Annotated in this window: 23 protein-coding genes; 11 read left to right on the forward strand and 12 right to left on the reverse strand. The window is 69.0% G+C overall.

Annotated elements, in window-relative coordinates:
- Positions 1 to 88: 88 nt before the first annotated feature.
- Positions 89 to 739 (forward strand): hypothetical protein, encoded by a 651-nt coding sequence (locus E0H75_RS43775; protein WP_202873361.1) that lies wholly within the window; start codon positions 89 to 91, stop codon positions 737 to 739.
- Here E0H75_RS43775 and E0H75_RS36670 read toward each other — a convergent pair whose 3' ends face one another.
- From E0H75_RS36670 to E0H75_RS36680, 3 genes are all read right to left on the reverse strand, one after another.
- The gene (locus E0H75_RS36670; protein ID WP_202873362.1) at positions 740 to 1,897 is read right to left on the reverse strand and encodes an NAD(P)/FAD-dependent oxidoreductase; all 1,158 of its coding nucleotides are present in this window, start codon (positions 1,895 to 1,897) and stop codon (positions 740 to 742) included.
- Entirely contained in the window at positions 1,897 to 3,441 is a 1,545-nt protein-coding gene (locus E0H75_RS36675) for an aldehyde dehydrogenase family protein (protein ID WP_131518324.1), read from the reverse strand. Before E0H75_RS36675 ends, E0H75_RS36670 begins: the two co-directional genes overlap by 1 nt.
- 201 nt (positions 3,442 to 3,642) lie before the next feature.
- A complete protein-coding gene (locus E0H75_RS36680) occupies positions 3,643 to 4,224 on the reverse strand; it encodes a hypothetical protein (protein WP_202873363.1) in 582 nt (193 codons plus the stop codon).
- Positions 4,225 to 4,310: 86 nt separating this feature from the next.
- Here E0H75_RS36680 and E0H75_RS36685 point away from each other — a divergent pair, with 86 nt between their 5' ends.
- On the forward strand, positions 4,311 to 4,793 hold the full coding sequence (locus E0H75_RS36685) for a DnaJ family domain-containing protein (protein WP_131518325.1): 483 nt from the start codon (positions 4,311 to 4,313) through the stop codon (positions 4,791 to 4,793).
- Here E0H75_RS36685 and E0H75_RS36690 read toward each other — a convergent pair.
- Positions 4,786 to 6,888 carry a thiamine pyrophosphate-dependent enzyme gene (locus E0H75_RS36690; protein ID WP_131518326.1) on the reverse strand — a complete coding sequence of 701 codons (2,103 nt, stop codon included), beginning with the start codon at positions 6,886 to 6,888 and terminating at the stop codon, positions 4,786 to 4,788. The genes E0H75_RS36685 and E0H75_RS36690 overlap by 8 nt on opposite strands.
- Positions 6,889 to 6,927: 39 nt before the next feature.
- Positions 6,928 to 7,059, reverse strand: coding sequence for a hypothetical protein (locus tag E0H75_RS44735; protein WP_272948958.1), 132 nt, complete (start codon positions 7,057 to 7,059; stop codon positions 6,928 to 6,930).
- A gap of 182 nt (positions 7,060 to 7,241) precedes the next feature.
- Here E0H75_RS44735 and E0H75_RS36700 point away from each other — a divergent pair, with 182 nt between their 5' ends.
- Both E0H75_RS36700 and E0H75_RS36705 read left to right on the forward strand, forming a co-directional pair.
- Positions 7,242 to 7,559: a hypothetical protein gene (locus E0H75_RS36700; RefSeq protein WP_238163494.1), complete on the forward strand. Its 318-nt coding sequence runs from the start codon at positions 7,242 to 7,244 to the stop codon at positions 7,557 to 7,559.
- Between the two features lie 114 nt (positions 7,560 to 7,673).
- On the forward strand, positions 7,674 to 8,339 hold the full coding sequence (locus tag E0H75_RS36705) for a hypothetical protein (protein WP_238163495.1): 666 nt from the start codon (positions 7,674 to 7,676) through the stop codon (positions 8,337 to 8,339).
- Between the two features lies 1 nt (position 8,340).
- Here E0H75_RS36705 and ku read toward each other — a convergent pair whose 3' ends face one another.
- The 4 genes from ku to E0H75_RS36725 form a co-directional block, all read right to left on the reverse strand.
- Positions 8,341 to 9,213, reverse strand: a complete 873-nt coding sequence (ku, locus tag E0H75_RS36710) for a non-homologous end joining protein Ku (protein ID WP_131518327.1) — start codon at positions 9,211 to 9,213, stop codon at positions 8,341 to 8,343.
- Positions 9,214 to 9,251: 38 nt separating this feature from the next.
- Positions 9,252 to 10,118 (reverse strand): hypothetical protein, encoded by an 867-nt coding sequence (locus tag E0H75_RS36715; RefSeq protein WP_131518328.1) that lies wholly within the window; start codon positions 10,116 to 10,118, stop codon positions 9,252 to 9,254.
- Positions 10,119 to 10,138: 20 nt separating this feature from the next.
- Positions 10,139 to 10,939 (reverse strand): sigma-70 family RNA polymerase sigma factor, encoded by an 801-nt coding sequence (locus E0H75_RS36720; protein ID WP_238163496.1) that lies wholly within the window; start codon positions 10,937 to 10,939, stop codon positions 10,139 to 10,141.
- Positions 10,940 to 11,066: 127 nt separating this feature from the next.
- Positions 11,067 to 11,969 carry a DMT family transporter gene (locus E0H75_RS36725; RefSeq protein ID WP_131518330.1) on the reverse strand — a complete coding sequence of 301 codons (903 nt, stop codon included), beginning with the start codon at positions 11,967 to 11,969 and terminating at the stop codon, positions 11,067 to 11,069.
- Between E0H75_RS36725 and E0H75_RS36730 the strand changes: the two genes are divergently transcribed.
- From E0H75_RS36730 to E0H75_RS36740, 3 genes are all read left to right on the forward strand, one after another.
- On the forward strand, positions 11,968 to 13,398 hold the full coding sequence (locus E0H75_RS36730; RefSeq protein WP_131518331.1) for an aminotransferase-like domain-containing protein: 1,431 nt from the start codon (positions 11,968 to 11,970) through the stop codon (positions 13,396 to 13,398). The two genes, E0H75_RS36725 and E0H75_RS36730, sit on opposite strands and share 2 nt — an antisense overlap.
- A gap of 35 nt (positions 13,399 to 13,433) precedes the next feature.
- Positions 13,434 to 14,159 (forward strand): NIPSNAP family protein, encoded by a 726-nt coding sequence (locus tag E0H75_RS36735; RefSeq protein ID WP_165554301.1) that lies wholly within the window; start codon positions 13,434 to 13,436, stop codon positions 14,157 to 14,159.
- Between the two features lie 149 nt (positions 14,160 to 14,308).
- Entirely contained in the window at positions 14,309 to 15,247 is a 939-nt protein-coding gene (locus E0H75_RS36740; RefSeq protein ID WP_131518332.1) for a serine protein kinase RIO, read from the forward strand.
- Here the strand turns inward: E0H75_RS36740 and E0H75_RS36745 are convergent.
- Positions 15,231 to 16,394 (reverse strand): alpha/beta hydrolase family protein, encoded by a 1,164-nt coding sequence (locus tag E0H75_RS36745; protein ID WP_131518333.1) that lies wholly within the window; start codon positions 16,392 to 16,394, stop codon positions 15,231 to 15,233. The two genes, E0H75_RS36740 and E0H75_RS36745, sit on opposite strands and share 17 nt — an antisense overlap.
- A gap of 75 nt (positions 16,395 to 16,469) precedes the next feature.
- Entirely contained in the window at positions 16,470 to 18,125 is a 1,656-nt protein-coding gene (locus tag E0H75_RS36750) for an FAD-binding dehydrogenase (protein ID WP_131518334.1), read from the reverse strand.
- Between the two features lie 88 nt (positions 18,126 to 18,213).
- Here E0H75_RS36750 and E0H75_RS36755 point away from each other — a divergent pair, with 88 nt between their 5' ends.
- Together E0H75_RS36755 and E0H75_RS36760 are read left to right on the forward strand one after the other, a co-directional pair.
- Positions 18,214 to 20,106 (forward strand): DUF5107 domain-containing protein, encoded by a 1,893-nt coding sequence (locus E0H75_RS36755; RefSeq protein WP_131518335.1) that lies wholly within the window; start codon positions 18,214 to 18,216, stop codon positions 20,104 to 20,106.
- Positions 20,107 to 20,241: 135 nt separating this feature from the next.
- Positions 20,242 to 20,649, forward strand: a complete 408-nt coding sequence (locus E0H75_RS36760; RefSeq protein WP_238163497.1) for a DUF3592 domain-containing protein — start codon at positions 20,242 to 20,244, stop codon at positions 20,647 to 20,649.
- 75 nt (positions 20,650 to 20,724) lie between these two features.
- Here E0H75_RS36760 and E0H75_RS36765 read toward each other — a convergent pair whose 3' ends face one another.
- Positions 20,725 to 21,342: a TetR/AcrR family transcriptional regulator gene (locus tag E0H75_RS36765; RefSeq protein WP_131518336.1), complete on the reverse strand. Its 618-nt coding sequence runs from the start codon at positions 21,340 to 21,342 to the stop codon at positions 20,725 to 20,727.
- Between the two features lie 125 nt (positions 21,343 to 21,467).
- On the opposite strand from E0H75_RS36765, the gene E0H75_RS36770 reads away from it, so the two are divergent.
- Both E0H75_RS36770 and E0H75_RS36775 read left to right on the forward strand, forming a co-directional pair.
- Positions 21,468 to 22,637, forward strand: coding sequence for a phosphatidylinositol-specific phospholipase C1-like protein (locus E0H75_RS36770; protein ID WP_131518337.1), 1,170 nt, complete (start codon positions 21,468 to 21,470; stop codon positions 22,635 to 22,637).
- A 7-nt stretch (positions 22,638 to 22,644) separates the two neighbouring features.
- A complete protein-coding gene (locus tag E0H75_RS36775; RefSeq protein ID WP_131518338.1) occupies positions 22,645 to 23,094 on the forward strand; it encodes an OsmC family protein in 450 nt (149 codons plus the stop codon).
- Positions 23,095 to 23,277 lie beyond the last annotated feature (183 nt).

Below are 23,277 nucleotides of genomic sequence, written 5' to 3' on the forward strand. Positions count from 1 at the left end.
CTGAACGAAGAGCTGACCTGGCCGGGCTGTCGGCCGCACCGGCCGATCCACTAGCCTGACGTGGTCCGGGCGGAGATGGAGGAGTTCGTTGAAGCGGTTCGTGGTCCCTCCGACCTGGCCGTCGCCGCCCCGCCGTAGTTGGGTCCCACCGAAGACCTGGCGTCCCGACCCGTCCTGGCCACCGCCGCCGGAAGGCTGGCGGTTCTGGATCGACGGCAAGGGCAACCCGGTCCGCGGTCCGATCGGCCGGTACGCCGGCCCGTCCCGCCGAGTGCTGTACGCCGGGATCGGCGCCGCGGTGCTGTTCCTCGGTGTCAACTTCTGGGCGTTGTCCGCGATCGGCCTGTTCAGCGGAGACTCCGGTGACTCGCAGGCGGTCCCGGCGGTCGACGACCGTTCGGCGACGCCCTCGGCGACTCCGGTCGTGCCGCCGCGGACGACGCAGCCCACCTCGGTCCCACCGCGGGTCCAGAAGACGACCGTGCCGCCGACCACGAAGACGACCCAGCCGACCCAGCGGCCGACGAAGACCCGGACCACCGAGAAGGCGGAGGACAAGCCGGTTCCGAAGCCGACCCGGACGACCAGGACCACGAAGCCGCCGCAGCCGAGCACCACCACACCGACCCGCGAGGAAATCCTCCGGCAGTACTGCATCCAGCGCGGCTGGGACCCGGAGTGGTGCGACCCGGACAACTGGCCGGACGACCCGGCCGACGATCCGCGCAACGAGCCCTGATCAGACCACGTTCCACTCAGCGCGGGGGCCGTCGTACCGGAACCGGCGCGCGTCCAGCGGGCTGATGTCGACGAACGGCTCGCGGCCCAGGTAGAGGTCGCGGATGATCTCGCCGACCGCAGGTCCCTGCAGGAAGCCGTGACCGGAGAAGCCGGTGGCGTAGAGGAACCGGGACACGGTGCCGGCCTCGCCGATCAGCGCGTTGTGGTCCGGAGTCACTTCGTAGAGTCCGGCCCAGCCGCCGGTCAGGCCGACGTCGAGCAGGGACGGCGCGCGGCGTTCCATCGCGGCGGTCAGCCGCGGCAGCCAGGTCTCGGTGCGGTCCAGATGGAAGCCCGGCTCCTCGTCCGGATCCGACATTCCGACCAGCAGACCGGGTCCCTCGCAGTGGAAGTAGAAGGTGCTGCTGAAGTCGATCGTCATCGGCATGCTCGGCGGCAGCTTCGGGATCGCCTCGGTCACGACGATCTGCCGGCGCAGCGGCGTGACCGGCAGGTCGACCCCGAGCGGTACGGCGAGCTCCGCGGACCACGCACCCGCCGCGCAGATCACTGTGCCGGTCCGTACGTCGCCACGGCTGGTGCGGACCGCGCGGATGGCGTTGCCGTTCGCCTCGATGCCGAGTACTTCGCAACCGGTGACGAGCGTCGCGCCGAGCCGACGGGCGGCCGTCGCATACCCGAGTACGACGGACTCCGGCGTACAGTGCCCGTCAGCCGGGGAGAAGCACGCGCCGGCCAGGCCGTCCGGGGCGACGATCGGCGCGAGCCGCACGGCTTCGTCGACGTCGATCATCCGGGTCGGTTGACCGGCGGCGTTCTGCAGGCGGGTGCTCTCGCGGAACAACTCGAGCTGGTCGGCGGTCTCCAGCAGGAACAGATAGCCGACCCGGTGCAGGTCGATCTCCTGACCGGGTCGCTCGCCGAATCGCGCGAAGGCCTCCAGGCTGCGTGCTCCCAACGCGATGTTGAGCTCGTCCGAGAAGTTGGCGCGGACCCCGCCGGCCGCCTTGGACGTGGAACCGGAACCGAGCTCGTTCCGCTCCAGCAGCAGCACGCGTTCCACCCCGGCCTCGGCGAGATGGAACGCGATGCTCGCGCCCATCACGCCGCCGCCGACGATCACCACGTCGGCGGCGTCCGGCAGGACCGCGGCCATCAGGGCAACAGGAAGGAGAGGTCGGCCTCGACCGTCTCGGTATCCATCTGCGCCTTCTGCAGCTTGCCCGAGTAGTCCCAGTTCAGCGACTGCCACCGGGTGAACTGGTCGAGCACCCAGATGCCGCTCTGCCGGGAGCCGTTGCCCGACTTCCCGTTGCCGCCGAACGGCAGGTGCGCCTCAGCACCGGAGGTCGAGTTGTTCACGCTCACCATGCCGGCCGAGATGCCCTGCGCGAACCGGAACGCCTTGTTCGGATCGGTGGTGTAGATCGAACTGGACAGGCCGTACCTCGATTTGTTGCCGAGGGCAATCGCCTCGTCGAGGGCCGAGTACGTCGTGATGCCGACGACCGGACCGAACGTCTCGTTCATGAACAACTCGTCGTCCGCACGGACGCCGTCGACGATCACCGGGTGGTAGAACAGCCCGGCCGCGGGGTCCCCGACGAATCCGGACCGCGGGCTGTCCGCCGTGACCCGGCCGGTCGCGCCGATCACCTGGTGGTGAGCCGCGATCCAGCCCAGCGACTTCTCGAACCCGGCGGCGAACTTCTCGTCCAGCAACGGACCGAACAGCACGTCCCGCGCCGGATCACCCATCGCGGCGTCCGCGACCGCACGGCTGAAGCGCGCGACGAAGTCATCGTGCACCGACTCGTGCACGATGACCGTACCGAGCGAGGTGCACCGCTGACCCGCCGTACCGAAGCCGGAGAACAGCGCGCCCTCGACGGCCAGGTCGAGGTCGGCGTCCTCGGTGATCACCATCGGGTTCTTGCCGCCGAGCTCGAGGCACGGCGTCTGCAGATGGCGGCCGCACAGCTCGCCGATCCGGCTGCCGACGGCGCTGGATCCGGTGAAGCCGACCTTGTTGACCAGCCCGGCCTGCAGCGCCTGCTCGAGTCCGGTGAACGTGTCCGGCCCATCGGCGTACACGACGTTGAAGACTCCGGCCGGTACGCCGGAATGCGCGAAGATCTCGTAGAACGCGTCGGACACCACGGCGGAGTACTCCGCTGGCTTCCACACGACCGTGTTGCCGCACAACAGCGCCGGCACGATGTACCAGGACGGTACGGCGACCGGGAAGTTGCCGGCCGTGATCACGACCACAGTGCCGACCGGACGGCGGAATGTGAACAACTGTTTGTCGGGCATCTCCGACGGAACCGTCTGGCCGTACAGCCGTCGCCCCTCGCCGACGAAGAAGTCGCAGGTGTCGATGATCTCCTGCACCTCACCGCGCGCCTCCGCGATCGGCTTGCCGATCTCGCGGGTGACGAGCGCGGCCAGCCGCTCCTTGTTGGCGGTCATCAGCCGGCCCACGTTCGCGATCACCTGACCGCGCTGCGGAGCGGGCGTCGCGGCCCACGCGACCTGGGCGTCCCGGGCAGCCTGGGCGGCCCGGACGAGAACCTCGGGCCCCGCGCTGCCGACCCTCCCCACCACATCGCTCAGCTGGGCCGGGTTGGTCGACGGAGTACGCCGTACCGCTTCCGCCACTCGCTCGCCACCGACAACGGACAGCACCTCAACGGCCATTCGCACTCCTTCGTCACTCGTACGCCTGCCACCACCCTCACTCACCGACTCCACCCCTGCCAACCGCGCCTCATGGGTTGGCCCATGAGGCGGTGGGTTGGCCACGTGGGTTCCGGTGGGCGAACCCACCGTCTGGTGGGTCAACCCACCAGACGGGCCGGTGCGGGACGGGCCGGTGCGGGACGGGCCGGGGTGGGGTGGTCAGGGGTGGTCGGGTGGCATCTTCTGGCCGGGGTAGAGATCCGGGATCGGCATTCGCCACAGGTGCGACTTCGGGCTGATCATGCCGTGCCGGATCGCGACGTACCGGAGCAGGCGGAGCGGGCCGGCGATCAGGATGAAGGCCAGCGGGAGCTCGACCAGGAAGGCGCTCAGCAGCGCCTGGGTGAGGTCGGCGCCGCGATGGCTCGTCATCGTGTCGAACCAGGCGTCGCAGATCAGCAGGACGCCGGTCGCGAACGCGGTCGGGAAGACCAGTTGCTTGCGCTTCCAGCCGGCCAGCGCGGTCAGCACCAGCATGGTCAGCAGCAGGATGTCGAAGCCGACCCAGGTGGCGACCCAGTTCCGGGCGACGTAGTGGCTGGGCAGGGTCATGCCCAGATAGACGGTCCAGGGGATCAGCGCGAGCGCGCAGAGCAGCATCAGCACGGTCCGCCACTTGCGGATCCGCTCGATCGTCCGCAGCGACGGCAGCCCCGCCGGTTCCCTCGGCGCCAGCCGCAGGATCAGGTCCCGCCGCTCGGCCGGAGTCATCGCCGCGATCTGTTCGTCGGTCAGGTCCACCTCCCCAGTATGTCTTGTGATTGCATTCACAAGCCGGTAGGCTGACGCCCGGAAGCAACTGTCGATGAGACAGATGAGGTGTGGGCATGACCGAGCGCAAGCCAGCCAACATGTCGCAGCAGGACTGGGTCGAGGCCCAGATCCAGCAGGCCCAGAAGCGGGGCGAGTTCGACGACCTCGCGGGTCAGGGCAAACCGCTGACCAAGTTGGCCAATCCGCACGACCCGGACTGGTGGGTCAAGGACTTCATCCGCCGGGAACAGATCGACTCCGAAGCCCTGCTGCCGCCCGCGGTTCTGCTGCGCAAGGAGAAGCAGAAGGTCCAGCAGACCGTCGCCCGGATGCGCAAGGAGTCCGAGGTGCGCGACTACCTCGCGGATCTGAACAAGCGCATCCTGGTCAGCATCCGCGACACCACCGGCCCGGTCGTCCCGGTCGGAACTGTCGACGAGGAGGCGGTCCTGGCGCAGTGGAAGGCGGATCGGCCCGAGCCGGTGCGCAAGCCGTCAGGCGCCCAGTCTGCGGACGCCCCGCCGAAGAAGTCGCTCTGGCAGCGGCTGTTCACCTGAGCAGTTCGCGAACCGCGATCTCGATCGTCCGCTCGCTGAGCAGCACCTGACGGGACGCATCGCCGAGCGGGACGAACGAGTCCTCCGATGCCACCCGGGCCAGCCGGCCGGTGTAGCCGTGGTCGATCAGCGCGGCCAGGACGCCTTCGGATACGCCACCGGATCGCCGGGTCTCGTCGACGACGAGCACGCGTCCGGTGGCGGTTGCCTCGCGCAACAAATCCTCGACCGGCAGCGGCGCCAGCCAGCGCAGGTCGAGCACTCGGAGACCGGGCACCCGCGCAGCCACCCGCAGACTCATCGGCAGACCGTTGCCGAAGGTGATCAGAGTCAACTCCGTCCCTTCGCCGTACGTCCGGCCGCGTCCGATCGGCACCGGTTCGCTCGGGTACGGCGTCAGCCACTGGTCGTCGCCGTCCTCGTACAGATCGCGCCGGTGATAGAGCGCGATCGGCTCGAGGAACACGCTGACCGTGCCGCACGATCGCCCCGCCGCGGCGCAAGCATGCAGCATCGCGGCCGCGTCGTCCGGCCGGGAGGGTGACGCGATCACGAGTCCCGGGATGTCCCGCAGTACGGCGATCGCGTCGTCGTTGTGGAAGTGGCCGCCGAACCCCTTCTGGTAGCCGTAGCCCGCGACCCGCAGCACCAGCGGATTCGAGTACTGCTCCTGCGAGAAGAACTTCAGCGACGCCGCCTCGCCGCGCAACTGGTCCTCGGCATTGTGCAGATACGCCAGGTACTGGATCTCCGGGATCGGCAGCAACCCCGAGACGCCGGCGCCGAGTCCGAGACCGAGGATCGACTGCTCGTCCAGCAGCGTGTCGAACACCCGGGCCGGTCCGAACGACTTCTGCAGTCCGCGGGTGACGCCGTACACGCCGCCCTTGCGGCCGACGTCCTCACCGAACACCATCGCCTCCGGGTACGACGCCAGTACGTCGGCCAGGGCGCGGTTGATCGACTGGCTCAGCGTCAACCGTTCCGTCGTACGGCTGGGCTGGGGCAACGACTCCGCGACCGCCTCGGGGTCGGGGAACCGCAGTGGGGAGGCGACGGCCTCGGCGGACGACAGTTGCGGCAGGCCGGAGACCTCGGCCGCGATCCGCATCACCTCTGACCGCTTGTCCTCATACAGCTCGATCACGTCGGCCGCGTCCAGACCGGCGCCCAGCAGGAGTCGCGCCGTACCGAGCAGCGGGTCCAGTTCCTCGTCGGCGACCAGTTCGGCCGGTGAACGGTACGCCGCTTCCACGTCGGAGCCGGCGTGGCCGAGCAGCCGGACGGTCCGCAGGCGGAGGAAGGCAGGCCGCCGGTTCCGCCGGACGAACGTCGCCGCCTCGGTCGCCATCGTCAGTGCCGCGGCGACATCGGTGCCGTCGGCATCGAAGTACCGCAGGCCGGGTCGCGACCCGTAGGCCTGCCGAATCCAGCCATCCGGGGTCCGCACGCTGATCCCGATCCCGTTGTCCTCACAGACCAGCAGCAACGGCATCGGCAGGCCCTGGTACGACGCGTGCAGCGCGGCGTTGATCGCGCCGGTCGCGGTCGAGTGGTTCGCCGACGCGTCGCCGAAGCTGGTCACCACGATCGCGTCGGACGGCCACGGCGACGGTACGCCGAGCTTCGCCGCGCGGGCCAGCGAGAACGCGACACCCATCGCCCGCGGCAGGTGGGACGCGATCGTCGACGTCTGCGGGATGATGGCAAGGTCGTGCCGGCCGAACACCTTGTGCCGGCCGCCGGCGATCGGCTCACTGGTCGCGGCCGCGACCCCGAGCAGGATGTCGCGCAGCCCTTCCTTCGATCCGGCCTGGTCGGCGCGGGCGAGGTAGAACGCGCCGGAGCGGTAGTGCAGCAGCGCCGGATCGGTGGGCCGGAGCGCGGCGGCGACCGCGGCGTTCCCCTCGTGGCCGGCGGATCCGATCGTGTAGTAGCCCTGACCCCGAGACTGCATCCAGCGGGCTGCCAGGTCCGCATGCCGGCTGCCGAGCTGAGCGTCGTACAGGGTCCTGAGCTGGTCGGCCGTGTAGTCACTCGGGACGGGCTTGAGGGCGCGGACGCGCTCGGCGTACCGCTCGTCGACGGCGGTCACTGCGCGGATCCTGCGTCGGCCGGGGCGGGGTGGGCGCGGTCAGAGTCCGCAGTCGAAGCCGTCGTCGTTCGGGTTGGCGTCGGCCAGGACGTCCAGGATGCGACTCGCGCGTCGAAGGTCCTCATCTGATACATGATCGGCGAAGAACGTCGAGACCACAGCTTCGACCACGGGTTGGGCAGCCGCGAGCGCCTCCCGCCCGGCCGGCGTGAGCTCGGCCCAGGTGGCCCGGCGGTCCTCGGGCGTGTTCCGGCGGACCGGCCAGCCGTCCTTGTCCTCGAGCTTCCCGACCAGCCGGGTCGCGCCGCTGCGGTGCCGGGGAGGCGTTCCTGATCCCGGCGTACACGGCGCTGGTGCCGAAGCTGCTGCCTGCCGACGAGCTGCTCGCGGCGAACGGACTCGAAGGGACGTTGCTGCAGCGCCGGGTGCCGGACCGCTTGCGCGGACGCATCGCCAGCCTGGACTTCTTCGTCTTGCTGCTGCCGTTGTCGATGGCGCTGGCCGGACCGGCAGGTGCTGTGTTCGGACTGACCGCGGTGTTCGTCGTCGCTGGTGTCGGCCCGGCAGTGGTGTCACTGTTGGTCGTGTACTTCGGCCGGATGCCGTCGGACGAGATCGCTCATCCGCTGGACCATCCCGTCACGCCGGCCGACTCGCCCACTGCCGCCTGATTGCGCGGCCCCCGGGTGGGGAACGGTGCAGAGGGGCTGTTCGTTCTCTGGGGTAGAGGTGTGGTTACGGGGTGGGTGACACGTGAGGTGTTCTGTGGCGACGAGTGAGTTCCGGTGAGGGGTCATTCCGCGTTGATGCGGCGGATGGCGATCGCTGCCGGACTCGGTGTGGGGACAGCCGGGGTGCTCGCGGGCATCCTGCTGCTGGGTCCGCTCGCGGCCGTGATCCTGCTGACCGTTGTGTTCGCACTGGTCTGGCCGCTGGCCGCGGTGATCCGGCACGTGTCGGACGAAGCGCCGTACCAGTCGTCGGCGACGGTCGCGGCCACTGCGGCCGCTGCTGTGCTGTGCCTGCCAGGGCTGGCACGTCTGCTGGCCTGGGGTGCGGTCGGGTTCGCGGTGGCGCTGGTCGCGGCGACGCTGTTCGTGCTGCTCGACCTGGTCCTGCCAGAACGGCGGCACCGTCCGTCGCGGCGGCAGCGGAAGCTCGAGCGGTTGACCGAGAAGCAGGGGTTCGAGGACGAGGCGCTGATCGCGTCGCTGCAGTGCCCGCTCAGCATCGAGGAATTGTGCGGTGTCTGGACCGAGACCGCCACCCAGCTCGCCCAAGGTGCCGGCCCACGCGACCGCCAGGCAGTCGCCGAGGTACGCCGGATCTGCCTCGACGAATTCGAGCGCCGCAACCCCGACGGCTTCCACCGTTGGCTGGAGGCCGGCGCGCCCGCGAATCCGAGCAGCTACCTGCTCCCGACTCCAGGAGACGGCCCGACCGCCCTGTGAGTCAGGCCGCCTTCTTCTTGCTCCTCGCGGCCTTCTTGGCGGTCGCCTTCTTCGCCGTGGTCTTCTTCTTCGCGGTGGTCTTCCGCGTGCCGCGGGACTTGCGTGCGGACTCGACGCTGGCGCGCAGCGCGGCGACCAGGTCGGTCGGGTTGGTGGCCTGCGGCTCCTCCTCCGCGAAGACGACCTCCTTGCCCTTGTGCTTGGACACGACCAGTTCCTTCACCCGCTCGGTGTAGGTGTCCTTGTAGGCGGACGGTTTCCACTCGCCACTCATCGCCTCGATCAGGTCGGTCGCCATCGACAACTGCTTGCCCGCCGACGACTTGCCCGGCAGGTCGTCCAGCTCGTCGGCCGGATCGCGGATCTCGTCGGCGAAGAACATCGTCTCCAGCACCAGGACCTTGTCCTTGGCCCGGATCGTGGCCAGGTACTCCTTGCCGCGCATCACGAACTTCGCGATCCCGGCCCGGTTCGTCTTCGCCAGCGCGTCCCGCAGCAGTGCGTACGACGACGCGTTGTCGCCGTCCTTGGGACCCAGGTAGTAGCTCTTCTGGAAGTGGATCGGGTCGATGTCGTCCAGGTCGACGAAGGTGGAGATCTCCAGCGCCCGGGACTTGCCCGGCGCGATCTCGTCCAGCTCGTCCGGCTCGACGATGACGAACTCGCCGCCGCCGACGTCGTGACCCTTGACGATCTTGTCGAAGTCCACTTCCCGGCCGGTGCGCTCGTTCACCCGCTTGTAGCGGATCCGGTCCGAGGTGCCCTTCTGGAACTGGTGGAAGTCGAGCTGGTGCTCGTCGGTGGCGCTGTAGAGCCCGACCGGCACCGAGACCAGTCCGAACGTGATGAATCCACTCCAGATCGACCGCGCCATCCGTCTCTCCTCTCGTACCGCCCCCGCCGGTACCCAGTTCAGAGCCGGTTGTACCGCTTGCGCGCCTCCCGGCTCTCCTTCTGCGCGTCGCGGGCGGCCCGGCGGGCGTCGTCCAGCTCCCCGCCCAGCCGCCGTACCAGCTCCTGGGCCTCGGCCAGGGCCTCGCGCGCGTTGTCGAGCTGGGTGTCGAGATCCTCGACCGTGGATTCGGCCTCCTGGGCCGCGGCGACGGCGTCCTCGAACGCCTTCTTGGCCTTCGCCTTCTCGGCGGCCTCGCGTTCCTCCTCCTTGCGGTCCGCGGCCTCGCGCTTCTTCCGGGCAGCAGCCGTTTCCTCGTCGGCCTCGGCCTGCTGCGCCTTACGCCGGTCGCGGGCGGCCTGGCGGCGCTCGTCGGTGAGCGGGGTGACGTTGGTCGGTTCGCCCGCTTCGTCGACGACACCGAAACCGACGTGCCGCAGCGCGCTGCTCAACCGGCCTTCCCGTACGGCGTCACCCGCGGCCGGATCCACCAGCGCGGCATCGAGCGTCTCGCGAAGCTTCTGCCCGACGTCAGCGCTCACCTTCTGACCTTCGTCACTGGCGACCTGGGCGGCCTCTTTGGCCAGCTTGTCCAGCAACTGGTGCCGTCGCGGTGTCAGCTCGCGCAGCCGGTCGCCGTCCAGATCGGCGGTCGCCTCGCGGAACTCGTCGCCGAGCGCGAGCAAGTCATCGAGCTCGTCGGGCAGCTTGCGGGCGATCAGGTTCGTCACCCAGGCCGCGACCGTCGGCTTGCGCATCGCCTTCAACCGGGTCGACCCGAGCTGGTCGCCGTCCGCCTTCAGCTGCTTGGCCAGCTCGTTGCGAGTAGCAATGAAATCCGCAGCCGGCGCCGCGTAGAGCGCATCCGCCGCCTCCTCGAAGTCCATGGCGGCGACGCTACCCGGAATTACCCCTTGGTGGGGCCGGGACGCACGACCAGTTCGGCGCGCAGCCGCTCCAGGATGCCGCGGAGCAACCGGGACACCTGCATCTGGCTGACACCCAGCTCGTGGCCGATCTCCTCCTGCGTGAGCCCGTTGCGGAACCGGAGTTCGAGGATCCGCTTGTCCCGGTCGCCGAGGTTCGCCACGGCCGGCGTGAGGGTGTGGACGTCCTCGACCAGGTCGTAGCCGCCCTCGTCGTCGGCGACCGTGTCGAGCAGGCTGATCGTGCCGTCGACCGTGCCGGGCGCGTCCAGCGACAGCGTGCTGAAGCAGCCGCGGACCGAACTGGCCTCGGCGATCTCGGCCGGGTCGGTGCCGAGCGCTTCCGCAGTCTCCTCGGCGCTGGGCACGTGTCCGAGGCGCTGGATCAGCTCAGGCTCCGCGGCCGCGATGCTGCCCTGCATCTCCTGCACGCGGCGCGGCGGCCGGACAGTCCAGGCGCAGTCGCGGAAGTACCGCTTCAGCTCGCCCCTGATCGTCGGTACGGCGTACGAGAGGAAGGCGGTGGACGCGTCCGGCCGGTAGCCGTTCGCGGCCTTCACCAGACCGAGGTAGGCGACCTGCTCGAGATCGTCGGGGTCCACGCCCTTGCTGCGGTACCGCGAGGCGATCGAGCGGGCGACGGGTGCGTTCAGAATCACAACCTCGTCGAGCAGTTCCTGGTGCCGCGGATCCGGCACCTCATGGGCTTCGAGCAGGAGCTCGTGGGTGGTTTCGGCAATGCGCTGCTTGGAATCCTCAACGCTGACAGCTGCGATCGTCACGGGAGGGACCTCGTCGTGTCGTCGTATCGTGCAGGTCGGGTGGCATCAGGGCTGAACCACTAGCTCCACCAGATCAAACTCAGCGGCTGGTTTCAAGTAGCGAGGTGTTACAGGTGTTTGAAACACCTCAGGTCCGCGCTCGCTGGGTCGCGACGATGCACAGCAGTACGACGACCGCGGTGATCGGCGCGGTCACCGGCAGCCGCTCGTTCATCAGCAGCACCGACCACACCAGCGTCAGCAGCGGCTGGGCGAGTTGCAACTGACTGGCCTTCGCGACACCGATGATGCCCATGCCGCGGTACCAGACGACGAACCCGCCGAGTTGCGAAATCCCAGCAATGTAAGCAAGTCCGAGCAGACTCGACGCCGACGGATGCAACGGCTCCCGCGGTACGGCGATCAGCGTGATCGCGATGCTGACTGGTGAGGCAAGTACGACGGCCCAGGCGATCACGTGCCAGCCGGGCAGATGCCCGGCGAGCCGGCCGCCTTCGGCATAGCCGAGCGCACAGACGACCAGAGCGGCCAGCAGATACAGGTCTGCGACTGAAACGGACCCGTGATGCTGGCTGAGGGTGAAGACCACCACGGCCGCCGCGCCCGCACACGCAGCAAGCCAGAACGTCGCCGGCAGCCGGCGCCTGGTCAGCAGGCCCGATGCCGAGGCCGTCGCTATCGGCAGAAGACCGACAACGACGGCGGAGTGGGCGGTGGTCGAGGTCTGCAAGGCCAGCGTGGTCAGCAACGGAAAGCCGATAACGCACCCACCCGCAACGATCAGCAGACCAGGAAGGTCCTTGCGTTCGGGTCGGCGGACGCGGAGAGCGGCGAGCAGTACGGCGGCGAGGATGCCGGCCAGGAGGCCGCGAGCACCGGTGGCCGTCCACGGACCCATGCCTCTGGTCGTCCACACTGTGGCCGGGAAGCTCAAGGAGAAGGACGCGACGGCGACGAGGGCTGCGATGGTCCCGGCTCTGGTCGGTATCGCTTCTCGACTCGGGACAGTAGCGCTATCGTGTGCCGTCATGGACAACGATAGCAGTCTGGCTGTTGTCGTCGGGCGGCTGCGGGCCGAGGTGACCGCGGCCGGCTCGGGCGGTCGGCTGCCGTCCAGCCGCACGCTGGTCCGGCGTTGGGGGGTCAGCCCGGTCACCCTCTCGCGGGCCGTGACTGTGTTGACGGCCGAGGGGCTCGTCAGTTCGCGTCCGGGATCCGGGGTCTTCGTCAGCGATCGTGCTCTACGCCGGAGGGTCGCTCAGGCGGATGTCTCTTGGCAGGACAGCGCTCTCGATGACCATCGGCGTCCCAAGACCACTGCGATGCTGGGAATGTTGTCGACGCCGCCGGATGGGGTGGTGGATCTTTCGGTCGGTTACCTGCACGAGTCGCTGCAGCCGAGCAAGGCTCTGGCCGATGCGATGGGTCGCGCGGGCCGTCGACCTGGCACCTGGACACGCTCGCCGGCTGAGGGGATTCCCGAGCTGCGAGCCTGGTTCGCCGCCGACATCGGTGGACGCGAGGGGCCGATCAGTGCCAATGACGTGCTGATCAGTTCGGGTGGCCAGACCGCGTTGGTGACCGCACTCAGGGCGCTGACCGAGCCGGGTCAGGCAGTGCTGGTGGAAGCACCGACGTACCCGGGGACTCTGGCTGCTGCTGAGGCGGCGGGGCTGCGGTGCGTGCCGGTGCCGCTCGATGTGGATGGTCTGCGGGTCGAGTTGCTCGCGGAGGCGTTCGCGAGTTCCAGTGCGCGGGTGCTGGTGTGTCAGCCGCTGTTCCAGAATCCGACTGGCGCTGTCCTCGCCCCGGCTCGGCGTGCCCGGCTGATGGACGCCGTACGGGCGGCTGGAGCCTTTGTGATCGAGGACGACTTCACCCGGCGGTTGGTGCACGACGATGCTCCCGATCTGCCGCAACCGCTGGCGGCGGACGACCCGGACGGTCACGTCGTACACATCCGGTCGTTGACCAAACCCACGTCACCGAGCCTGCGGGTCTCGGCCGTGACCGCGCGTGGCCCGGCGTACGCACGGCTGCGGGACAGTCATGTGGTCAACAGTTTCTTCGTGCCTCGCCCGATGCAGGAGGCGGCGCTCGAGTTGATGACCTCGCCTTCCTATGCGACGCATCTGCGCCGGCTGGCTGCAGCCTTGCGGGATCGGCGGGAGACGCTGACGCAGAGCCTGGTTGATCGGTGTCCGCACCTCACGGTTCACGCGGTCCGGCCCGGCGGGTATCACGTTTGGACCTCCTTGCCCGACGGCTTGCGGGACGACCTGGTCGTGGCCGAAGCGCTTCGCCAGGGCGTGTCGGTCAGTCCGGGGCGCAACTTCTACCTGCCAGGCGGGCCGACGGGGCACCTTCGGCTCAGCTATGCGGGCACGGCATCCGTCGACGAGATCGTGCGCGGTGCCGAGCGGCTCGACGCCGCAGTACGGGCGAGTGCCGAAGCCTGACAGGATCTGTCAGGTTTCGGTGCTGGACTGGACCCATGGACGACTGTTGCGCCGTGGTGGACCTGCGGCAGTACACCCTGCATCCCGGCGAGCGCGACACCCTGATCGACGTCTTCGACCGGCACTTCGTCGAAGGGCAGGAAGCGACGGGGATGCACGTCGTCGGCCAGTTCCGCGACCTCGACGAGCCGGACCGGTTCGTCTGGATCCGCGGCTTCCCCGACATGCCGACTCGCGCCGACGCGCTGAACGCCTTCTACTACGGGCCGATCTGGCGCGAACACGCCGCCACCGCGAACCGGACCATGATCGACTCCGACAACGCACTGCTTCTCAAGCCCGTGCAGCTCGGCGCCGCCTATCCCAGGCCGGACACACCCCGCTCAGCGCGAGGTACGACGGACGCCCCCGACTCGGTCGTCGCCGGAGCCGTCTACCACCGGGGTGCAGCAACTGACGGCTTCGTCGAGTTCTTCACCGATCACGCCGTACCGGCCCTGACCGCCACCGGCGCGGAGCCGGTCGCCGTGTTCGAGACTTTCGTTGCCGAGAACAACTTTCCTGGGCTGCCGTTGCGGGACGAGATCGTGCTGGCCTGGTTCGCCCGCTTCCCGGACGACGCGGCGTACGACGAGCATCGCCGGCGGCTCGAGGCGTCGACGGTCTGGCAGCGGCAAGTGCTGCCGGAACTGGTCTGCCGCTCGGTCGCGCCGGCCCAGGACCTGCGGCTGCGTCCGACCGCCAGATCGCAGTTCCGGTAAATGCGTTGCGCGTCCCGGAGTGGGCGTGCATCCTGAAGCAACTGTGCGGCGACGAACGCTGCTTGGACCTAGGGAGGGCTGACGGATGGCCATCACTGTGCTGCGGCATGTCCGCATCAGTCTCACCTCACAGTTCAGGAGCACACCGGATGTCTTCCGACGTCTTTCGCACCACCGAGCAAGATCTCACCGATAACCTTTCCGACCTCGACTCCCGCTGGGGCGAACTCACCGGCGACGAGTCCCAACCTGATCCGGCCGACGCGTTCGTCTTCCGCTTCACCGAAGTCGACGAGCAACTGGGCGCGGATCAGCGCTGGTCCACCTGGCTGGACGTCGAGCGCGGTTCTCGCGGCCCGGAACCACGCCCCTCGTGGGTAGTGACGGAACAGGCGGCGATCGACACTGAGCTCGGCGTCCTCAAAACCGGCAAGGAAGCCGACGTCTTCCTGGTCGAGCGGGCCGTCGAAGCCATCGGCGCCAACCCGGCCCGTTCCTCGCTGCTCGCCGCGAAGCGGTACCGCACCGAGGAACACCGGTCCTTCCACCGCAGTACGGCGTACGTCGAAGGGCGCCGTACGCGCAACAGCCGCGACACCCGCGCGATGGCGAAGAAGACCTCACACGGTCGCAACGTCGCCGCCGGGCAATGGGCGGGCGCGGAGTGGGGCGCGCTGTGTCAGTTGTGGAAGGCCGGCGTGCCGGTCCCGTACCCGGTGCAAGTGGACGGCACCGAGTTGCTGATGGAGTTCATCGACGACGGTGAAGGCGGGGCGGCGCCACGGCTGGCCCAGGTCCGGCCGTCCAAAGACCTGCTCGGGCAGTACTTCGAGCAGGTCCGCGACGGGATGCGCGAGTTGGCCAGGGCGGGGTTGGCCCACGGAGACCTGTCGCCGTACAACGTGCTGGCCCAGGGGGACCGGATCGTGATGATCGACCTGCCCCAGGTGATCGACATCGTCGGCAATCCGAAGGGTATGGAGTTCCTGCTGCGTGACTGCCACAACATGGCGACCTGGTTCACCAACCGAGGGCTGGAGATCGACGAACAAGAGTTGTTCGCCGACCTGCTCACGATGGTGTTCTGATCGCTTGCTGCAGCAGGGGGACGAGTGGTACCAGCTGGTCGGGGTGGGCGTCGACGAGACCGTCGACGTGGTTGCCCGCCTCGACCCGCAGGTACGTGTGCAGCCCGGTACGTCGAGCCATCGCGGCGTACACGTCCGAGTCCTGGGTGATCGGGAGCAGGCTGTCGTAGGTGCCCTGGATCGTGACCAGCGGCTTGCCGATCCGGCCGGTCAGCGCGATCCGCCGGATCGCCTTGTGCGCTTCGGGCCGGCGCGCGTAGTCGTAGTCGGCTTCGGTGCCGGTGTACGACGGATCGAGCTCGGCGGCGTAGATGCGCTGGGTCAGCTTCCAGTAGACCGTGTAGTGATAGTCCCAGAGGAAGCCGGACTTCGGATCGAAGCCGGCGCCGGTGATCAGCTCCGGAGATTGTTGCTCGTAGCCCCTGATGGCCGGCGGCAGGAACGTGAACAGGTTCGGCCCGTTCGCGGTCCACAGCGTTCCTTCGAGGTCGACTCCGCGGGTGTAGAGCTCCGGGTGGTTCTCGAGCTGCCAGCGGACCAGGTAGCCGCCGTTCGAGATGCCTGCGGCAACCACCTCGCGCGGCGCGCGATCGTAGTACTGCCCGACGGTCGCCCGGGCGGCTCGGGTCAGCTGCGTCATCCGCAGGTTCCACTCGACGATCGCGTCGCCCGGCCGCACCCCGTCGGTGTAGAACTCGGCGCCGGTGTTGCCCTTGTCCGTCGCCGCGTACGCATAACCCAGCGAGAGCACGTAGTCCGAGATCGCCTTGTCGTTCGCGTACTGCGCTCGTACGCCGGGCGACCCGGAGACGACCAGGCCGCCGTTCCACCGATCCGGCAGCCGGACGACGAACTGGGAGTCGTGGTTCCAGCCGTGGTTGGTGTTCGTGCGCGAGTTGTCCGGGAAGTACCCGTCGACCTGGACGCCGGGAATGCCCGACGGCGTCGGCAGACCCGCGTGCGTGAGACCCGCGTAGTCGGCCGGGTTGGTGTGACCGGAGGCCGCGGTCCCGGTCGTGGACAGGTCGGCGAGACGGGCGACTTCCTGGTGCTGGGCACCGGGAACCCGGACCGGACGATGGGCGCTGGCCGGCACGGTCACACCGGTGAGCAGCAGGACGGCTGAGAACAACGCGAGGCGGCGCATGGCGTCACGCTAGAAGTCGCCTCCTTCGCCAGACAGAGGGTCGGAGCACACAACCGTGCGCCTCCGGATGGTCTCCTACGACACCGCCTTGGCTGCCGCGCGTCCCGCCGTACGGCCGGTGAAGAGGCAGCCGCCGACGAACGTGCCTTCGAGCGATCGGTAGCCGTGGATGCCGCCGCCACCGAAACCGGCCACCTCGCCGGCGGCGTACACACCGGGCAGCGGCGTTCCGTCGGTGCGCAGTACGCGGGAGTCCAGATCGGTCTGCAGACCGCCGAGAGACTTACGGGTCAGGATGTTCAGCCGGACGGCGATCAGCGGGCCGGCCTTCGGATCGAGGATCCGGTGCGGCGACGCGACCCGGATCAGTTTGTCGCCGCGATAGTGCCGGGCGCCGCGCAGCGCGGTGATCTGCAGGTCCTTGGTGAACGTGTTGGTCAACTCGCGGTCGCGGGCGACGATCTGGCGCTCCAGGTCGTCGAGATCGATCAGCTTGTCGCCGGTCAGGTCGTTCATGCCGCGGACCAGGTCGGGCAGGTTGTCCCGGACGATGAAGTCTGCGCCCTTGTCCATGAACGCCTGCACCGGCGCGGTCGCGCCGCCACGGGCCCGGCCGAGCACACCCTTGATGTCCTTGCCGGTCAGGTCCGGGTTCTGCTCCTGGCCGGAGAGCGCGAACTCCTTCTCGATGATCTTCTGCGTCAGCACGAACCAGGTGTAGTCGTACCCGGTCCGCATGATGTGTTCGAGCGTGCCGAGAGTGTCGAACCCGGGGAACAGCGGCACCGGCAGTCGCTTGCCGGTGGCATCGAACCACAGCGACGACGGTCCGGGCAGGATCCGGATGCCGTGCATCGGCCAGATCGGGTCCCAGTTCTGGATGCCTTCGGTGTAGTGCCACATCCGGTCGCGGTTCACGTACCGGCCGCCGGCCTGCTCGGTGATCGCGAGCATCCGGCCGTCGACATGCGCGGGGACGCCGCTGATCATCCGCTTCGGCGGCTCGCCCATCCGCTGCGGCCACTGCGAGCGGACGAGGTCATGGTTGCCGCCGATGCCACCGGACGTGACGATCACGGCCTGCGCGGTCAGGCTGAAGTCGCCGACCTCGACCCGCGAACTGGCGACCCCACGCGCGACGCCGCTCGGCTCGAGCACCTTGCCCGCGACTCCGTCGACCACTCCGCTGGTGACGGTCAACTCGTCCACCCGACGCCGGAACCGGATCTCCACCAGGCCCTTGGCCTCGGCTTCGCGGACCCGGCGCTCGAACGGCGTGACCAGACCCGGCCCGGTGCCCCAGGTGATGTGGAAGCGGGGCACCGAGTTCCCGTGCCCGTCCGCGTTGTAGCCGCCGCGCTCGGCCCAGCCGACCACCGGGAAGAACCGCACTCCCTGGGCATGCAGCCACGGACGCTTCTCGCCGGCGGCGAAGTCGACGTACGCCTCGGCCCATTGCCGGGCCCACATGTCCTCGTCGTCGAGCCGGTCGAACCCGGCCGAGCCGAGCCAGTCCTGCAGCGCGAGATCGCGCGAGTCCTTGATGCCCATCCGGCGTTGCTCCGGGGAGTCGACGAACAGCAGGCCGCCGAACGACCAGAACGCCTGACCGCCGAGTGAGGCCTCCGGCTCCTGGTCCAGCAGCAGCACCTTCCGGCCCGCGTCGGCCAGTTCCGCGGTCGCGGCCAGCCCGGCCAGACCCGCCCCGACGACGATCACATCCGCGTCCATCACTGTCCCCTCACCGATCGGTGGTCCATGTATAGCGGACAACCGAAGGCGATGGACGGACCTGCGCAAACTTGCAAGGATTGGCCTCGTGACGATCCTTTCCGCGCATGATCTCGTTCTGCCCGCCGCCTCGCTCGGAGCGGAGAACCCGCTCGCACCGCTGCGCAGTCAACAGGAGCTGCATCAGGTCCAGAACCTGGCCGACGCCCCGGCGGACCTGCGCGAGAACATCGAGTACGGCCGGTTGCACAGCACGCTGCCGTGCCTGAACCAGGACGGCTACGACCGCGAGCTCGTTGACACGGCTTTCCCGGCGCTGATGCTGGAGAACGACCACGTCCGCGCGACCATCCTGCCCAGTCTCGGCGGCCGGCTCTACTCGCTCGTCCACAAGGCCAGCGGCCAGGAGTTGCTGTACCGCAACCCCGTCTTCCAGCCGGCGAACCTCGCCCTGCGCAACGCCTGGTTCGCCGGCGGCGTCGAGTGGAACGTCGGCAGCACCGGCCACTGGACCGGCACCTGCGCCCCGATGCACGCCGCCCGCGTCGAAGGCCCGGACGGTACGCCGATCCTGCGGCTGTGGGAGCTCGAACGAACCCGCAACCTCATCACCCAGCTCGACTTCTGGCTGCCGGCCGACTCGGAGTTCCTCTACGTCGGAGTACGACTGCAGAACCCCTCCGATCACGAGGTCCCGGCGTACTGGTGGTCGAACATCGCGGTCGAGCAGTCGCCGGAGACGCGGGTGCTGGTGCCGGCCGATGAGGCCTGGCGGTTTGGGTACGCCGCCGCGCCGGACCCAGGCCGGCGGCTCGATCTGATCGGCGTTCCCGAGTTCGACGGCATCGACCTGACGTACCCGATGCGGCACCCGCGGGCAGTCGACTTCTTCTTCGAGCCGATGCCGGACGAGCGGCCGTGGATCGCCTCAGTGGATGCCGAGGGCAACGGTCTGGTGCAGGCGTCGACGGATCGGCTGCGCGGGCGGAAGCTGTTCGTCTGGGGCGAGGGTGCCGGCGGCCGGCGCTGGCAGGAGTGGCTCGCGCCGGGCCTCGGGGGACACGGGTACGCCGAGATCCAGGCCGGGCTGGCGCGGACCCAGCTGGAGCACTTGAAGTTGCCCGTAGCAACGTCATGGCACTGGCTGGAGGCGTACGGCCGGCTGTCGATGGATCCCATTGACGCACACTCCGACAACTGGCAAGCGGCCCGCACCGCGGCCGCCTCGGTTCTGCGTCCAGTGGTCGACGCACTCGCGGACCGGGAGCGGAGCTGGCTGACGGTCGTAGGCGCGGCACCGGTCGAGAGCCTGGCGGTCGGCTCGGGCTGGGGTGCGCTCGAGCTCGCGCGAACCGGCTGGTCGATCTCCGCCGGTACGCCGTTCGCCGACGACACGATGACCCCGCGCGAGCGTGCGTGGTTGCCGTTGCTCGACGGGCGGTTGCCCGCGGCGGACGACGTACCGGACGGGACGTTGGTGAGCTGGCGGGAGTTGCTGGAGAACGCGGAGGACAACTGGCTGGTCTGGTATCACCGGGGTGTCGCTCGGCACTACGACGGTGATCGGGACGGTGCGATCGAGGCCTGGACGCGGGCCGGCGAGAACCCGTTCGCGCTGCGCAATCTCGGGTTCGTGACCGGGGAGTTGTCGTACTACGAGCGAGCGGTCGGGTTGCGGCCCGACCTGGTACCGCTGGTCGCGGAGGCGGTTGCGCTCGCCCTGGATCTCGACCTGGACCGGGCCGGCCGCATGCTCGACGGCGCACCGGACGATCCGCGGATCAGGTTGTTGCGGGTCAGGTACGCGCTGGACACCGGCGACGCGCAGCAGGCGCACGAGTTGCTGGCCGACGGCATCCAGTTGGCCACGGTCCGGGAGGGCGCGAACCCGCTGACGGACTACTGGCTGGCCGCGGAGGAGGCGCTCGGAACCAACCGGCCGGTGCCCCCGCAGTACCAGTTCGGGATGGGCGAAAACTGACTCAGCAAATTCTTATGTCCTGACTTGGAACCGACCGGGTTCGGGTGGCGTCTCACGATTGTGCGGCAAGGGCCGCACAAGGCAGTTCGACTACGACGACCGCGTCGCGTGGGCGACGCGTCGGGGGTGAGTGCCATGTTGACGATCGTTGTGCTCGGTGGGTTCGGCTTGGTGCTGCTGATCACGGCATGCATCGTGCTGGATGTGCTCGCCGGAGTCCGGCGGGACGAGATCCCTTCGGGTACAGAAGAAAAGACGGCCGGTCAGGTCATCCGGGTTCGTGGCCCGGTCCGCGGTCAGCTGGACGGTGGCGCACCGACGGAGTACACCGAGGTCACCATCGAGTACTGCACCCGCCGCGGTGAGGGACCCTTCGAGGTCCACCGCCGGTTCCCGGTGGGCGGCAAGATTCCTTACACCAAGGGCGACCGGGTCATCGTCTGCTACGACGTCCGGACGCCGCGCCGGGCCCGCATCGCCGGCCGGGTCAGCCACTGGCCCCAGCTCGGACCGCGGTCCTCGGACCCGGTTCCACTGCCCTAGAACCAGGAGTCGCCGTACGGCTCCTGGTTCCCGCCCCACCACCGCCTCCCTCGCCTCGAGCGGGGGTTTTCCCGTTCAGGACGGCAGGTGCGGGGCGAGCAGGTTGTAGAGGACCGGCCGGCCCTGGGCCAGGACGTACTCCGCCTCGTCGTCCGGCAGCCGGTCGGCCAGGTGAGCCAGTGATTCGCCCATCGTGATGCTCAGGGTGACCGCCAGCTGGAAGTCCCGGGTGTCGCGAGCGCCGAAGCGGACGGACAGGAGCTCGGCGAACTCACCCGCGTGCTGGTCGTCGAACTCGCCCGGCTGCATCTCCAGGTCCGGGTCGCCGAGCCCGCTCAGGACGACCGCGCGGAAACCCGGATCGGTGCGGTGCATCTCGCGGAACGTGTCCAGCGTGACGTCCACCGCCTGCCGCCAGGTCGACACCTCCGCGAGCCGCTCCCGGACCGCGTCGGTGTAGCGGGCCTGGTTCCGCCGCTCGATCGCCAGGATCAGGCTCCGCTTGTCCGGGAAATACCGGTACACGCTGCCGACCGCGATCTCGGCCCGTTTCGCGATCCCGCTCGTCGACGCGGCGTCGTACCCGCGCGCGACGACCTCGGCGCAGGCCGCGTCCAGGATGCGTTCGACCTGCCTGCTGGCCCGGTCCTGCGTCGGCGTCCGGCGCAGCGGATACGCCCCCGATGTCACCATGTTGCTCATTGTCCATCGTCGAGGGGACCTTCGTTGCCACCTTCCTGTGACAGATTGCCGTCAGATCGGCGTCAGCTCCACCGATCGACACTCTGAGGACCCGCCACAGGAGGGGAAGTCTCCGCATGCGCATCAGCAGAACGGTCGTCGCCGGCCTGGCCTCCGCCGCGATCGCAGCGTCCGGCCTGGCCGGTACGGCGATCGTCAACCACCAGACTCCGCAGTCCGCCGGCCAGGACGGCAACTCTGGGCTGCGGCTCAACCAGATCCAGATGATGGGGTCGCACAACTCCTACCACCGCGAGCTCAGCGCCGCCGAGCAGAAGGTCCAGCAGGCGCAGAACCCCGGTTCGGTCGACCTCTGGTACTCGCACGCGTCGATCCCGGCGCAGCTGGAGGACCAGAACATCCGGACCCTCGAGCTCGACCTGCTCCCGGACCCGGACGGCGGCCTGTACACGTACCCGCTGATCCGGAAGCTGACCGGACAGGGGCCGCTGACCGACCCGGCGATGGCCCAGCCCGGCATCAAGATCATGCACATCCCGGACTTCGACTACAACACGAACTGCGACACCTTCGTGCTCTGTCTGCAGCAGGTGAAGTCCTGGTCCGACAAGCACCCGGACCACGTGCCGATCACGATCAACCTCGAACTCAAGCAGTCCGACCCGAACGTGGTCGCGGCCGGTGGCGTGCAGTCACCGCCGTGGGACGCGGCAGCCCTCGACGGTGTCGACCGCGAGATCCGGTCGGTCTTCCCGGAGAAGACGCTGCTCACCGCGGACGACGTACGCAAGCCTGGTCTGACGCTGGAGCAGTCGGTGCTGACCAAGGGCTGGCCGAAGCTCGACGCGGTCCGCGGCCAGGTGCTGTTCTACTTCGACAACGGCGGACCCGGCGCGATCCGTGACCTGTACCTGGCCGGCAAGCCGAACCTCGAGGGCCGGGCGGTCTTCACCCGGGGTCCCGAGGGCCAGCCGGATGCCGCGATCACCCAGGTGAACGACCCGCGCGGGGCCAACCAGGCCGAGATCCAGCGGCTCGTGTCGAAGGGCTACCTGATCCGCACCCGCTCGGACGAGCCGCTGGCGACGATCCGGGACAACGAGACCAGCCGGGTCGGCATCGCGCTGGCCAGTGGCGCGCAGGTGGTGACCACCGACTTCCCGGTCGTGGGCATGGCCGCCCGGTACGACAGTGACTTCGTCGCGAAGCTGCCCGGGCACACCGCCGTACGATGCAATCCTGTGTCGGCGCCACAGTGGTGCCGGGGGAACGTCGCGGAGAGGTGACCTGAGCATGTCGGAGCACGTGGTCGATGTCAGTTGGAGCCGGGGTGGGCACGAGTTCACCTACGACAGCTACAACCGTGACCACGAGTGGCGCTTCGACGGCGGTGTCACCGTGCCCGGGTCGGCCAACCCGCAGTACCTCGGCAACCCGGGCCCGGTCGACCCGGAGGAGGCGTTCGTGGCGGCGCTGTCGTCCTGCCACATGCTGACCTTCCTGGCGATCGCGGCCCGCAAGCGGCTGGTCGTCGACGCCTACGACGACCACGCGGTCGGCGTGATGGCCAAGAACGAGGCCGGCCGGATCGCGATCACCCAGGTGACGCTGAACCCGAAGATCGTCTGGGGCGGTCCGGAACCGGACGCGGAAGCGCTCGAGCGGATCCACCATCGGGCCCACCTGGAGTGCTTCATCGCCAACTCGGTCACCACCGAGGTGGTCGTGGCCGGAATCGGCTGAGACAGACGAAACCACCCGCCGGACTGGCCTGAGCCTCGCGCAAGCGGCGTCAGGACAGTCGGCGGGTGGTTGTGGGGTGCACCTCTGTGGTGGTGCACCCGGACGGATCCGGCGGCGCCTCGCACGGGGCGCCTCTGCGTTGGTGCGTTCGCCGCGCGGTCTACCTCGGTGGGGAAGACCGTG

The organism is Kribbella capetownensis (assembly GCF_004331485.1).
Taxonomy (GTDB): Bacteria; Actinomycetota; Actinomycetes; order Propionibacteriales; family Kribbellaceae; genus Kribbella; species Kribbella capetownensis.

Excerpts from the sequence above, each read along its gene's own strand:
- E0H75_RS36670 (WP_202873362.1), bottom strand. The coding sequence starts at position 1,897 with ATGGCCGCGGTCCTGCCGGACGCCGCCGACGTGGTGATCGTCGGCGGC.
- E0H75_RS36675 (WP_131518324.1), bottom strand. The coding sequence starts at position 3,441 with ATGGCCGTTGAGGTGCTGTCCGTTGTCGGTGGCGAGCGAGTGGCGGAA.
- E0H75_RS36685 (WP_131518325.1), top strand. The coding sequence starts at position 4,311 with ATGACCGAGCGCAAGCCAGCCAACATGTCGCAGCAGGACTGGGTCGAG.
- ku (WP_131518327.1), bottom strand. The coding sequence starts at position 9,213 with ATGGCGCGGTCGATCTGGAGTGGATTCATCACGTTCGGACTGGTCTCG.
- E0H75_RS36715 (WP_131518328.1), bottom strand. The coding sequence starts at position 10,118 with ATGGACTTCGAGGAGGCGGCGGATGCGCTCTACGCGGCGCCGGCTGCG.
- E0H75_RS36730 (WP_131518331.1), top strand. The coding sequence starts at position 11,968 with ATGGACAACGATAGCAGTCTGGCTGTTGTCGTCGGGCGGCTGCGGGCC.
- E0H75_RS36725 (WP_131518330.1), bottom strand. The coding sequence starts at position 11,969 with ATGACGGCACACGATAGCGCTACTGTCCCGAGTCGAGAAGCGATACCG.
- E0H75_RS36735 (WP_165554301.1), top strand. The coding sequence starts at position 13,434 with ATGGACGACTGTTGCGCCGTGGTGGACCTGCGGCAGTACACCCTGCAT.
- E0H75_RS36740 (WP_131518332.1), top strand. The coding sequence starts at position 14,309 with ATGTCTTCCGACGTCTTTCGCACCACCGAGCAAGATCTCACCGATAAC.
- E0H75_RS36745 (WP_131518333.1), bottom strand. The coding sequence starts at position 16,394 with ATGCGCCGCCTCGCGTTGTTCTCAGCCGTCCTGCTGCTCACCGGTGTG.
- E0H75_RS36750 (WP_131518334.1), bottom strand. The coding sequence starts at position 18,125 with ATGGACGCGGATGTGATCGTCGTCGGGGCGGGTCTGGCCGGGCTGGCC.
- E0H75_RS36760 (WP_238163497.1), top strand. The coding sequence starts at position 20,242 with ATGTTGACGATCGTTGTGCTCGGTGGGTTCGGCTTGGTGCTGCTGATC.
- E0H75_RS36765 (WP_131518336.1), bottom strand. The coding sequence starts at position 21,342 with ATGGTGACATCGGGGGCGTATCCGCTGCGCCGGACGCCGACGCAGGAC.
- E0H75_RS36770 (WP_131518337.1), top strand. The coding sequence starts at position 21,468 with ATGCGCATCAGCAGAACGGTCGTCGCCGGCCTGGCCTCCGCCGCGATC.
- E0H75_RS36775 (WP_131518338.1), top strand. The coding sequence starts at position 22,645 with ATGTCGGAGCACGTGGTCGATGTCAGTTGGAGCCGGGGTGGGCACGAG.